The sequence below is a fragment of the Streptomyces sp. NPDC059398 genome, assembly GCF_042751845.1.
Classification (GTDB): Bacteria; Actinomycetota; Actinomycetes; order Streptomycetales; family Streptomycetaceae; genus Streptomyces.
The window spans coordinates 93,998-105,811 of sequence record NZ_JBHYWP010000002.1; the positions used below are offsets into that span (position 1 = coordinate 93,998).

At 67.0% G+C, this 11,814-nt stretch carries 10 protein-coding genes and 1 pseudogene; 6 read left to right on the plus strand and 5 right to left on the minus strand.

Translation table 11 applies throughout. The features are described from left to right. Window positions 1-186: 186 nt before the first annotated feature. Together ACFXBC_RS01580 and ACFXBC_RS01585 are read right to left on the minus strand one after the other, a co-directional pair. On the minus strand, window positions 187-1,269 hold the full coding sequence (locus ACFXBC_RS01580; protein ID WP_385017264.1) for an inositol-3-phosphate synthase: 1,083 nt from the start codon (window positions 1,267-1,269) through the stop codon (window positions 187-189). A 49-nt stretch (window positions 1,270-1,318) separates the two neighbouring features. Further along, window positions 1,319-1,993, minus strand: a complete 675-nt coding sequence (locus ACFXBC_RS01585) for a helix-turn-helix transcriptional regulator (protein ID WP_385017266.1) — start codon at window positions 1,991-1,993, stop codon at window positions 1,319-1,321. A 399-nt stretch (window positions 1,994-2,392) separates the two neighbouring features. Between ACFXBC_RS01585 and ACFXBC_RS01590 the strand changes: the two genes are divergently transcribed. Continuing rightward, complete coding sequence (locus ACFXBC_RS01590; RefSeq protein ID WP_385017269.1) at window positions 2,393-5,092, plus strand: transglycosylase domain-containing protein; 2,700 nt, start codon at window positions 2,393-2,395, stop codon at window positions 5,090-5,092. Between the two features lie 198 nt (window positions 5,093-5,290). Further along, window positions 5,291-6,775 (plus strand): annotated as a pseudogene (locus ACFXBC_RS01595) (glycosyltransferase family 87 protein); the annotation flags it as partial. A gap of 126 nt (window positions 6,776-6,901) precedes the next feature. Here ACFXBC_RS01595 and ACFXBC_RS01600 read toward each other — a convergent pair. The 3 genes from ACFXBC_RS01600 to ACFXBC_RS01610 form a co-directional block, all read right to left on the minus strand. Then, window positions 6,902-7,933, minus strand: coding sequence for an alanine racemase (locus ACFXBC_RS01600; RefSeq protein WP_385017445.1), 1,032 nt, complete (start codon window positions 7,931-7,933; stop codon window positions 6,902-6,904). A gap of 139 nt (window positions 7,934-8,072) precedes the next feature. Beyond that, window positions 8,073-9,191, minus strand: coding sequence for a peptidoglycan bridge formation glycyltransferase FemA/FemB family protein (locus ACFXBC_RS01605; RefSeq protein WP_164258270.1), 1,119 nt, complete (start codon window positions 9,189-9,191; stop codon window positions 8,073-8,075). 120 nt (window positions 9,192-9,311) lie between these two features. Continuing rightward, entirely contained in the window at window positions 9,312-9,647 is a 336-nt protein-coding gene (locus tag ACFXBC_RS01610; RefSeq protein ID WP_385017272.1) for a hypothetical protein, read from the minus strand. A gap of 266 nt (window positions 9,648-9,913) precedes the next feature. Between ACFXBC_RS01610 and rpsF the strand changes: the two genes are divergently transcribed. The 4 genes from rpsF to rplI all read left to right on the plus strand — a co-directional run bounded on the left by rpsF (window position 9,914) and on the right by rplI (window position 11,623). After that, on the plus strand, window positions 9,914-10,204 hold the full coding sequence (gene rpsF / locus ACFXBC_RS01615) for a 30S ribosomal protein S6 (RefSeq protein WP_164258274.1): 291 nt from the start codon (window positions 9,914-9,916) through the stop codon (window positions 10,202-10,204). A gap of 72 nt (window positions 10,205-10,276) precedes the next feature. Then, window positions 10,277-10,879 (plus strand): single-stranded DNA-binding protein, encoded by a 603-nt coding sequence (locus tag ACFXBC_RS01620; RefSeq protein WP_385017275.1) that lies wholly within the window; start codon window positions 10,277-10,279, stop codon window positions 10,877-10,879. Between the two features lie 42 nt (window positions 10,880-10,921). Beyond that, window positions 10,922-11,158 carry a 30S ribosomal protein S18 gene (gene rpsR, locus ACFXBC_RS01625; protein WP_003967857.1) on the plus strand — a complete coding sequence of 79 codons (237 nt, stop codon included), beginning with the start codon at window positions 10,922-10,924 and terminating at the stop codon, window positions 11,156-11,158. Between the two features lie 18 nt (window positions 11,159-11,176). Next, window positions 11,177-11,623, plus strand: coding sequence for a 50S ribosomal protein L9 (gene rplI / locus ACFXBC_RS01630; protein ID WP_385017278.1), 447 nt, complete (start codon window positions 11,177-11,179; stop codon window positions 11,621-11,623). The last annotated feature ends 191 nt before the right edge of the window (window positions 11,624-11,814 follow it).

The following is an 11,814-nucleotide window of genomic DNA, read 5'->3' on the forward strand; positions in this document are numbered from 1 at the left end:
TCACGTGAAACATGAGGGACTGCATGGCCAAGGGGCGGTGTTTCACGTGAAACACCGCCCCTTCGTGGCTCACGGCCTTGCCCAGTAGATCCCGGACCCGCCTGGGCATGGAAAGAGCCCCGGACAACTTGTCCGGGGCTCTCGACGGTCAGTGGTCGACCGCCCTCAGGCTTCTCAGGCCGAGCTTCAGCGCTCGACCTCGCCCTTGATGAACTTCTCGACGTTCTCGTAGGCCTCGTCGTCGAAGTACTGCACCGGCGGCGACTTCATGAAGTACGAGGAGGCGGAGAGGATCGGGCCACCGATGCCGCGGTCCTTGGCGATCTTCGCGGCGCGGACGGCGTCGATGATGACACCGGCGGAGTTCGGGGAGTCCCACACCTCGAGCTTGTACTCAAGGTTCAGCGGAACGTCACCGAAGGCGCGGCCCTCAAGGCGCACGTACGCCCACTTGCGGTCGTCCAGCCAGGCCACGTAGTCCGAGGGGCCGATGTGGACGTTGTCGGCGCCCAGGTCGCGGTCGCGGATCTGCGAGGTGACCGACTGCGTCTTGGAGATCTTCTTGGACTCCAGGCGGTCGCGCTCCAGCATGTTCTTGAAGTCCATGTTGCCGCCGACGTTCAGCTGCATGGTGCGCTCCAGGCGCACACCGCGGTCTTCGAAGAGCTTGGCCATAACGCGGTGCGTGATGGTGGCGCCGACCTGCGACTTGATGTCGTCACCGACGATCGGCACGCCGGCCTCGGTGAACTTGTCCGCCCACTCCTTGGTGCCGGCGATGAAGACCGGGAGAGCGTTGACGAACGCGACCTTGGCGTCGATGGCGCACTGCGCGTAGAACTTCGCGGCGACTTCGGAGCCGACGGGCAGGTAGCAGACGAGGACGTCCACCTGCTTGTCCTTGAGGACCTGGACGATGTCGACCGGAGCCTCGTCGGACTCCTCGATGGTCTCGCGGTAGTACTTGCCGAGGCCGTCGTGGGTGTGGCCGCGCTGGACCGTGACGCCCTTGTTCGGGACGTCGGTGATCTTGATGGTGTTGTTCTCACTGGCGCCGATGGCGTCCGCGAGGTCGAGGCCGACCTTCTTCGCGTCGACATCGAAGGCGGCGACGAACTCGACGTCACCTACGTGGTAGTCGCCGAACTGGACGTGCATCAGACCGGGCACCTTGCCGGCCGGATCTGCGTCCTTGTAGTACTCGACGCCCTGCACCAGCGAGGCGGCGCAGTTACCCACGCCGACGATGGCTACGCGAACCGAACCCATTCCGGTTGCTCCCTGTGTGTTCTCGACGAAGCCCTGCGGACGCAGAGCCTCACTTGGCGATGTCCTCGGACGGATCCGGCGGGGCGGTACCCCGATGCCGGGGCAGGCCGCCCGTGTCTCCTGATATGTCCTGCTGAGCGGCGTCGGGGGATCGTCGCTGATCCCGGCCCGCACGCTCGCTCTCGATGAGCTCGTTCAGCCAGCGCACTTCGCGCTCCACGGACTCCATGCCGTGCCGCTGCAGCTCAAGCGTGTAATCGTCCAGCCGCTCGCGCGTCCGGACCAGAGAGGCGCGCATCTTCTCCAGACGCTCCTCCAGCCGGCTGCGGCGGCCTTCCAGCACCCGCATCCGCACCTCGCGCTCCGTCTGCCCGAAGAAGGCAAAACGTGCAGCGAAGTGCTCGTCCTCCCAGGTGTCCGGGCCGGTGTGCGACAGGAGCTCTTCGAAGTGCTCCTTACCGTCCGCAGTCAACCTGTAGACGATCTTGGCGCGGCGTCCGGCGAGTGAAGCCGCCACTGCGTCCTCCGGGGCGCTGCCCGGCTCCTCGATCAACCAGCCGCTGGCAACCAGCGTCTTGAGGCAGGGGTAAAGGGTCCCGTAGCTGAAGGCCCTGAAGATCCCCAGTGAGGTGTTCAGACGTTTGCGCAGCTCATAGCCGTGCATGGGGGACTCTCGGAGCAGACCGAGTACGGCGAATTCGAGGATGCCGGAGCGCCTGCTCAACCTTCGCCTCCTCTGTCGTCCAGGTCACTTATGCCGTGCTGATGTATCGACTCGATACATCAGCACGATAGAACGACCTTGCGTTTGCGACAAGGGGAGCCATCGTGACCGGTGTCACATCAACGATTCACAGGCAGCAACTTGCCTGATTTGAGGCGAACCTCGGCTCTGGGAAGGGTTTGCGCGTGCGTAGTCTGTGCGGCATGCAGACCGCCGGGGACCGAGTGACACCAGGGGACGTCAGCCGTCTCGGTCCACGGGGTGCAGCGCGTACGGGCCCCGCCGGGAGTCTGTGCGTACTGCGGATGCGCCCTTCCGAGGGGCGGTCCGCGCATCGGGGGGACCGGAACTCAACTGCCGTTTCCAGGCGTTAGTGCCTGCCCGAGGAGTAGTCGTTCGATGAGCGAGCACCGTCGCAAACCACCACAATCCCAGAGTGGTGGACGTGCCGCGGCCAGGCGAGAAGCCCAGCAGCCTTCGGGCCGCCGTGCAGCTCCCCCGCCAACCGCCACCGGGTCGCCTTCCGGTTCCCAGGACGGGGAGGAGCGCCCCTACGGCGGTCGAGCCGAAGCCAGAAGGGCAGCCCAGCGCGGCGGAGGCCGACGCCGCCGCGCCGCCGAGCCCGGCGGAGGTCACGGTGGTGGCCGGCGCGGTGGCGGTGGCCGTGGCGGGCGCGGTGGCGGCGGCCCGGAGGGTGGCGGTGGCCGGGGCCCGGGGAAGAAGAGGTTCATCGACTATCCCCGGGCGAATCTGTACGGCTGGCGTCACTGGGTGCCGTCCTGGCGGCTCGTGACCGGTCTCTTCGTGGGCTTCGCCGGCAGCATCCTGGCCGCCGGCACCATCGCGTACGCCATGGTCGGCATTCCGGACGCCAACAAGACCTCGCAGGCGCAGAACAACGTCTATTACTGGTCCGACGGCAGTCAGATGGTCGCGACGGGCGGTGAGATCAACCGGCAGATCGTGCCGCTCTCGCAGATCCCCAGCGCGATGCAGAACGCGGTGGTCTCGGCCGAGAACAAGTCCTTCTACAAGGACAAGGGCATCGACCCCATGGGCATCGGGCGCGCGGTGTTCAACATGGCAAAGGGCGGTGAGACCCAGGGCGGGTCGACGATCACCCAGCAGTACGTGAAGAACTCGCGGCTCGGACAGGAGCAGACGTTCAGCCGTAAGTTCAAGGAACTGTTCATCTCCATCAAGGTCGGCGCCAAGATGGACAAGAACGACATCATGAAGGACTACCTCAATACGTCGTACTACGGGCGGGGTGCCTACGGGATCCAGGCCGCGGCCCGTACGTACTTCGGGGTGGACGCCGAGAAGCTCAACCCGAGCCAGTGCGCGTTCCTCGCCACGTTGCTCAAGGGGGCCAGCTACTTCGACCCGGCGGGTGCCGTCGAGATCGACCCCGCGGCGACGCCGAAGGCCAATCTCCAGCGGGCCACCGGCCGCTGGAGGTGGATCCTCGACCAGATGGTCAAGGACGGCCGGCTCCCCGCCGCCGAGCGGGCGAAGTACAAGACGTTCCCGAAGGTGGACCCGCCGAAGAAGGACGCCCAGCTGGGTGGCCAGACCGGTTACCTCGTCGACCTCGCGAAGTCGTATTTCGTCAACAACAACAAGCAGGGCATCACCTCCGAGGACCTCGCCAAGGGCGGCTACCAGATCCATACGACCTTCGACAAGAAGAAGGTCAAGCAGCTGGAGACATCCGTCGAGAAGGTCCGCAAGGCGAAGATCAAGCCCGGCCTGCGGCCGAAGACGGACACCCACGTCCAGTTCGGCGGGGCTTCGGTGGACGCGCAGAGCGGCGCCATCGCCGCCATCTACGGCGGCGAGGACGCGACCAAGCACTACACGAACAACGCTGACTACACCGGTGCCCAGGTCGGATCGACCTTCAAGCCCTTCGTGCTGGCAGCCGCCATGGAGCACGGGAAGCGCAACCCCGCCCTCGGCAAGGACCAGCCCGACTCGGACCGCACGCCCGTCTCGACGAAGAGCCTCTACAGCGGCCAGAACGACCTGAAGATCAGGAACTACGACGGCAGCGTGTGGACGAACAAGGAGGGCAAGGAGTGGCTCCAGGAGAACGACGGCCATGACTCCCTCGGCGTGGCTCCTGACTACCGCATCGATCTGCGCGAGGCCATGCGGGAGTCCGTGAACTCCGCATACGTCCAGCTCGGCATGGACGTCGGCACCGACAAGGTACGTGAGGCGGCCATCGCCGCCGGGCTGCGCGACGACAAGCAGTCCATGGCCAGCTCCGACTACCCCTCCTTCTCCATCGGTACCTCCAGCCCCAGCGCGATCCGGATGGCCGGCGCGTACGCCACCTTCGCCAACAACGGCCGGCAGAACGAGCCGTTCTCGGTCACCAAGGTCACCCGCGAGGGCAGGACGGTCTACCAGCACCAGCAGGTGGAGAAGTCGGCGTTCTCGACGGCCATCGCCAGCAATGTCACCGATGTGCTGAAGACCGTGGTCGACAAGGGAACCGGAACCGCCGCCCGGATTCCCGGCCGGCAGATCGCGGGCAAGACCGGAACCACCGACGGCAACAAGTCCGCCTGGTTCATCGGGTACACCCCGCAGCTCTCCACCGCCATCGACATGTACCGCTTCGACGACAACGCGAAGGGCAAGAACCGCCAGTTCGAGGAGATGTACGGCACCGGCAACGAGAAGCAGATCCACGGTGCGTCGTTCCCGGCGCAGATCTGGCACAGCTACATGTCGCAGGCGCTCAGCAATACACCGGCCAAGGACTTCCCGGCGCCCGAGCCGATCGGCAAGGTCGTCTACGGCAGTGGCGTATCGAGCCCGAAGCCGACGCCGACGCCGACCCCCACGCCGACCCCCACGCCGTCCACTCCGCCCCCGTCCCCGTCCGACACCCCCTCCTCCCCGACGCCGTCCCCGACCAAGTCCTGCAACAAGTGGACGGACTGGAGCTGCGGGAACGACGGCGGGACCGACGAGGGAACGTCGGACGGCGGACCGGGCGGCGGCAGCCCCACTCCCAGCGAGAGCTCCGACACCGGCGGGACGGGTGGCGACGACCGTGGTGGGGTCATCGGCTGGCCCGGCTGATGACCGCCCTGTGAGCCCCGTCACCTGATCCGGGTTCCGACGGCACCACGAGGGCCTCTCCACAGCTCACCTGCTGTGGAGAGGCCCTCGTGCTGTGCGCCCGCCGCGTATCCGCCGCTGCTGTGCCGGCTCCGCGGTGTGCTGCCTCCACCCTGGCTGGGGGCAGCCCTCCCCGCGAGCACAGACGCGTACGGCAGGATGTGCGCCATGACGAGTGCGCACGAGGACCGGCCCGCACTGAAGACCGCAGAGCCCGAGGTGCGGCCCACTCAGCAGGACGAGACCGCCGCGGCGGGCAGTGAACTGATCGGGGGGCCGGCCGGGCGCTGGGCCGGCCGCGGTGCCGGCGGGCTCACCCCCGTCCGGGTCATCGCCCTGGTCGCGATCGGCATGTTCGCTCTCGGCATGGTGCAGAAGATGCCCTGCTACGACTGGGCGTGGTTCCAGGGGGCAACATCCCAGTACAACCACGCCTGCTACTCGGACATCCCCCACCTCTATGTCGGACGGGGCTTCGCCGACGACCTCGTCCCGTACTTCGACCGCATCAACGGCGACATGTCGTACCTCGAATACCCGGTGCTCACCGGCCTGTTCATGGAGGTCGCCTCCTGGCTCACCCCGCACGGGGGCGCCATGCAGCACCGCGAACAGATCTACTGGATGGTCAACGCGGGCATGCTGATGATCTGCACGGCCGTCATCGCGGTCTGTGTCACCCGCACTCATCGGCGCCGCCCCTGGGACGGCTTGCTGGTCGCCCTCGCACCTGCCTTCGCGCTCACCGCCACCATCAACTGGGACCTGTTCGCGGTCGCTCTCACCGCTGCCGCGATGCTGATGTGGTCGCGGGGACGCGCGCTCGCCTTCGGTGTGCTGATCGGCCTCGCCACCGCCGCCAAGCTTTATCCGGTGCTGATCCTGGGCCCGCTGCTGGTCCTGTGCTGGCGCGCCGGGAAATGGCGGGAGTACGGGTGGGCCGCGTTCGGCGCGGCGGCGTCCTGGCTCGTCGTGAACCTGCCGGTCATGCTGCTCGCGCCCGAGGGGTGGAAGAAGTTCTACACGTTCAGCCAGGAACGGAACGTGGATTTCGGTTCGTTCTGGCTGATCATCACCCAGCGCACCGGCAAGCCTCTCGACGTGGGGAACGTCAACACCTGGGCGACGCTCCTGATGATCGTGGCGTGCGGCGGGATCACGGCCCTCGCGCTGACCGCTCCGCGCCGGCCGCGGTTCGCACAGCTCGCCTTCCTGGTGGTCGCCGCGTTCATCCTCACCAACAAGGTCTACTCGCCGCAGTACGTCCTGTGGCTGATCCCGCTCGCGGCCCTGGCCCGGCCCCGCTGGCGCGACTTCCTGATCTGGCAGGGCTGCGAAGTCATGTACTTCCTGGGAATCTGGCTCTACCTCGCGTACACGATGAGCGGCGACAAGCCCAAGGGACTGCCGCCCGAGGGCTACCAGTTCGCCATCGCCCTGCACCTGGCCGGAACGCTCTACATCTGCGCGGTGATCGTGCGGGACATCCTGATGCCGGAGCGCGACGGCGTACGCGCGGACGGCTCCGACGATCCTTCAGGGGGTGTGCTGGACGGCGCGGAGGATGTCTTCGTGCTCGGCGCGGCGGCCCGTCCTGCCAGGCACGCCGCCCATCAGTACGAAGGCCCGCAGGTCGAGTGGGGTGGCGGCGCGGTGGGCGATCCGCCGGCCGGCCGCGGCCGCCGGCACGGGCGGGGGGGGGGGGCCCCCGCCCCCCCCCCCCCCGCCGTTCTGCCGTGCTCTGTGCCGTTACTGGTCCGTGCGGGCGGCTCAGTGATCGACGAGACGGTCGAACTGGGTCGTCGTGTGCCGGAGGTGAGCCACCAATTCGTCTCCCACCCTCGGCTCCTGGGCGTCCGACGGGACGAAGAGGATGGACACCTGCATGTGCGGCGGCTCCGCGAACCAGCGCTGCTTGCCCGACCAGACGAACGGCGACAGGTTCCGGTTCACCGTGGCCAGGCCCGCACGCGCCACGCCCTTGGCACGCGGCATCATCCCGTGCAGCGCCTTCGGTGCCTCCAGGCCCACCCCGTGGGAGGTCCCGCCGGCGACGACCACCAGCCAGCCGTCCGAAGCGGTCTTCTGCTGCCGGTAGCCGAAACGGTCACCCTTCACGACCTGGGTCACATCCAGGACGGAGCCGCGGTACTGCGTCGCCTCGTGGTCTCCCAGCCACAGCCGCGTACCGATCCTGGCGCGGAAGCGCGTCTGCGGGAACTGCTGCTGCAGCCGCGCCAGTTCCTCGGCCTTCAGATGGCTCACGAACATGGTGTGGAGAGGCAGCCGTGCGTTGCGCAGCCTGTCCATCCAGGCAATGACCTCCTCGACCGCGTCGGAGCCGTCCATGCGGTCCAGCGGAAGGTGCAGCGCGAACCCTTCCAGACGTACGTCGTCTATGGCGGCGTGCAGCCGGCCGAGGTCGGCCTCGGAGACGCCGTGGCGCTTCATCGAGCTCATGCACTCGATGACGACGCGCGCGCCCACCAGGGCGTGGACCCCGTCGACCGACGAGACGGAGCGGATCACCCGGTCAGGCAGCGGCACCGGCTCCTCGCCGCGGCGGAACGGCGTGAGGACCAGCAGATCACCGCCGAATGAGTCCTTCATACGGGCTGCTTCATAGGTGGTGCCGACCGCGATGATCTCGGAACCGAAGCGCGTCACCTCGTCCGCGAGCCGGCCGTGGCCGAAGCCGTAGCCGTTGCCCTTGCAGACCGGAACGATCCCCGGGAACTGGTCGAGCACGGACTTCTGGTGCGCCCGCCAGCGCGCGGTGTCGACATAGAGGGTCAGCGCCATGGCCGGACCGGAACCTTTCTCGGAGCTGCGGTGTATCAGAGGTATGGACGGAACGAGCGGATCGATGGGAACGACAGGAACGACGATCAGGGAGTACGGACCTGGGTACGAATCTGGGACGACGGAACCATCATCACCCTTAACGGCGCGACATATAGATGTCGAGCGCCTTGTGCAGCAGCTTGTTGAGCGGGAAGTCCCACTCACCGATGTACTCCACGGCCTCGCCGCCGGTGCCCACCTTGAACTGGATCAGGCCGAAGAGGTGGTCTGTCTCGTCCAGCGAGTCGGAGATGCCCCGCAGGTCGTAGACGGTGGCGCCCATGGCGTAGGCATCCCGCAGCATCCGCCACTGCATGGCGTTCGACGGCCGCACTTCGCGCTTGTGGTTGGCGGACGCCCCGTAGGAATACCAGACATGCCCGCCGACGATCAGCATCGTGGCTGCGGCGACGTTCTCCCCGTCGTGACGGGCGAAGTACAGCCGCATCCGGTTCGGATCCTCGGTGTTGAGGACCGACCACATGCGCTGGAAGTACGAGAGCGGGCGCGGCCTGAAGTGATCGCGCTCAGCGGTGATCTCGTACAGCCGCTGCCACTCGGCCAGGTCCTCGTAGCTGCCCTGGACGACCTCGACGCCGGCCTTCTCGGCCTTCTTGATGTTGCGCCGCCACAGCTGGTTGAAGCCCTTGAGGACGTCGTCGAGCGAACGGTTGGCCAGCGGGACCTGGAAGACGTAGCGGGGCTGCACGTCACCGAAGCCGGCGCCGCCGTCCTCGCCCTGCTGCCATCCCATCTTCCGCAGCCGGTCGGACACCTCGAACGCGCGCGGTTCGATATGGGTGGCCTCGACGTCGCGCAGACGCTTCACGTCCGGGTCCTGGATACCCGACTTGATCGCCGCCGCGTTCCACCGACGGATGACCACAGGCGGGCCCATCTTCACCGAGAACGCGCCCTGCTCCTTGAGGTGGGCCAGCATCGGCTGGAGCCACTCGTTGAGATTCGGGGCATACCAGTTGAGGACCGGGCCCTCGGGGAGATAGGCGAGATAGCGCTTGATCTTGGGGAGCTGCCGGTAGAGCACCAGGCCCGCCCCGACCATCAGGCCGTCCTTGTCGAACCAGCCGAGGCTCTCCGAGCGCCACTCCGTCTTCACTTCCGCCCATGCGGGAACCTGGCAGTGACTGGCCGACGGCAGGCTCTGGATGTACGCCAGATGCTGCTCGCGGCTGATGGTCCTCAGGGTCAGGCTCATGCGGGGCGCTCCTCGGCAGGCGTGTCCCCATGGTTACAGGGGCGTCGGCTCTCCCGCCGAAGCCTACTGCTGCCGTGGAGCGCCCCGACTGGCCGTATCGGACAAGGGGCACAGCGGCCCTCAGCCGCCGACCACTCCGCCGAAGAGACCACCGTGCGCCATGCCGAGGTAGAAGCCCACCGCAGAGGCTCCGATCCCGAGGATCACGATGAACCTCTCACGTGTCGTGATCGAGATGAACATCCCGTAGGCGCCGATCAGGATCCCCACCAGCCCTGCCCACGAGCTCAGCAGATGCAGATTGTTGAACCCGGCCGCGACGAGGGCCACCACACCGAGTACGAGCGCCACCACGCCGAGGCCGTCCTCCAGCGGGTGGGGCTTGCCGTCCGAGGCGAGGAGAGAGGCGACGGCCTTGTGCCGCGTCGCAGGGTTGTGTCGCGCTGCCTGAGACATCAGGCACCTCCTGGCATAAGGCGGCGCACTGTAACGCCGCTCACATCCCACACCTAGAGAGTCTGCCCGGTGACCGCCGGATTTCAACCGGAAGCACGGGTGCAGGTAGTCTGTACGGTCTGCACCGGTGTCTGCCCACTCCAGTGAACAGTCCCTTTCTCCGCGAATCCGGATTGTCAGTGGCGGCGGATACCGTTGCGTACGCATCACGACCCTCCTGCCACGGAACGACCGTGGCCGCTGAGTCCAAAGGAGGTGGGTTCCACATGCGTCACTACGAAGTGATGGTCATCCTCGACCCCGAACTCGAGGAGCGCGCTGTCTCCCCGCTGATCGAGACTTTCCTCTCCGTCGTCCGTGAGGGCGAAGGAAAGGTTGAGAAGGTCGACACCTGGGGCCGTCGTCGTCTCGCTTACGAGATCAAGAAGAAGCCCGAGGGCATCTACTCGGTCATCGACCTGCAGGCCGAGCCTGCGGTCGTCAAGGAGCTCGACCGCCAGATGAACCTGAACGAGTCGGTCCTCCGGACCAAGGTCCTCCGCCCCGAGACCCACTGAGCTTCCAGCTCAGCAGTCATCGGGTCCGAGTAGCACCAAGCAGCCAAGCAATCCCCGCCGAGAGGTTCACCCATGGCAGGCGAGACCGTCATCACGGTCGTCGGCAATCTCGTCGACGACCCCGAGCTGCGCTTCACCCCCTCCGGTGCGGCGGTCGCGAAGTTCCGTGTCGCGTCCACTCCCCGCATCTTCGACAGGCAGACCAATGAGTGGAAGGACGGCGAAGGCCTGTTCCTCACCTGCTCGGTCTGGCGTCAGGCGGCGGAGAACGTCGCGGAGTCGCTTCAGCGAGGCATGCGCGTCGTCGTGCAGGGCCGGCTGAAGCAGCGGTCCTACGAGGACCGTGAGGGCGTTAAGCGCACGGTCTACGAGCTGGACGTCGAGGAAGTCGGCCCCAGCCTCAAGACGGCCACGGCCAAGGTCACCAAGACCACCGGTCGCGGTGGTCAGGGCGGCCAGGGTGGTTACGGCGGCGGCGGTGGCCAGCAGCAGGGTGGCGGCAACTGGGGCGGAGCCCCCAGCGGAGGCCAGCAGGGCGGTGGCGGTGCACCCGCCGACGACCCGTGGGCCTCCAACGCGCCGGCCGGCGGTGGCCAGCAGGGCGGGGGCAGCTGGGGCGGAAGCTCCGGCGGTTCCGGCTCCGGCGGTGGCTACTCGGACGAGCCGCCCTTCTAGGGCAGCCCGTACCCCACTTCTTGATCACACAGGAGAAACACCATGGCGAAGCCGCCTGTGCGCAAGCCTAAGAAGAAGGTCTGCGCTTTCTGCAAGGACAAGACCCAGTACGTGGACTACAAGGACACGAACATGCTGCGGAAGTTCATTTCCGACCGTGGCAAGATCCGTGCCCGCCGCGTCACCGGCAACTGCACGCAGCATCAGCGTGACGTCGCCACGGCTGTCAAGAACAGCCGTGAGATGGCGCTGCTGCCCTACACGTCCACCGCGCGATAAGGGAAGGGTGACCGAAAAATGAAGATCATCCTCACCCACGAGGTCGCTGGCCTCGGTTCCGCCGGCGACGTCGTTGACGTCAAGGACGGTTACGCCCGCAACTACCTGGTCCCGCGTGGTTTCGCGATCCGCTGGACCAAGGGTGGCGAGCAGGACGTGGCGCAGATTCGCCGCGCCCGCAAGATCCACGAGATCGCGACCATCGAGCAGGCCAATGAGGTCAAGGCCAAGCTTGAGGGCGTGAAGGTCCGTCTGGCCGTTCGCTCCGGCGACGCCGGCCGTCTCTTCGGTTCCGTCACCCCGGCCGACATCGCCTCGGCGATCAAGGACGCCGGTGGCCCCGTGGTCGACAAGCGTCGCGTCGAGCTCGGTTCGCCGATCAAGACCCTGGGTGCCCACCAGGTGTCCGTGCGTCTGCACGCCGAAGTTGCCGCGCATGTCGGCATCGAGGTCGTCGCCGCGTAACTGCTGCGCTCGGCAGAGCATGGGAAGGGCCGTCTTCTTCGGGAGGCGGCCCTTCCGCCGTTTCACGTGAAACACCCAGCCGCCCAGCTCCCCAGCCGCCCAGCTCCCCGGCCGCCCAGCTCCCCGGCCGTGCAGCTACCCCACCATGCAGTCCGGCCCGTGAGGTTTGCCGACCGGGCCCTGGCTGGATA

Coding starts and splice junctions, on each gene's coding strand:
- ACFXBC_RS01580 (WP_385017264.1), bottom strand. CDS start 1,269: ATGGGTTCGGTTCGCGTAGCCATCGTCGGCGTGGGTAACTGCGCCGCC.
- ACFXBC_RS01590 (WP_385017269.1), top strand. CDS start 2,393: ATGAGCGAGCACCGTCGCAAACCACCACAATCCCAGAGTGGTGGACGT.
- ACFXBC_RS01600 (WP_385017445.1), bottom strand. CDS start 7,933: ATGGCGCTGACCCTCTATGTCGACACCGCGCGCTGGCGGGCGCACCAG.
- ACFXBC_RS01605 (WP_164258270.1), bottom strand. CDS start 9,191: ATGAGCCTGACCCTGAGGACCATCAGCCGCGAGCAGCATCTGGCGTAC.
- ACFXBC_RS01610 (WP_385017272.1), bottom strand. CDS start 9,647: ATGTCTCAGGCAGCGCGACACAACCCTGCGACGCGGCACAAGGCCGTC.
- rpsF (WP_164258274.1), top strand. CDS start 9,914: ATGCGTCACTACGAAGTGATGGTCATCCTCGACCCCGAACTCGAGGAG.
- ACFXBC_RS01620 (WP_385017275.1), top strand. CDS start 10,277: ATGGCAGGCGAGACCGTCATCACGGTCGTCGGCAATCTCGTCGACGAC.
- rpsR (WP_003967857.1), top strand. CDS start 10,922: ATGGCGAAGCCGCCTGTGCGCAAGCCTAAGAAGAAGGTCTGCGCTTTC.
- rplI (WP_385017278.1), top strand. CDS start 11,177: ATGAAGATCATCCTCACCCACGAGGTCGCTGGCCTCGGTTCCGCCGGC.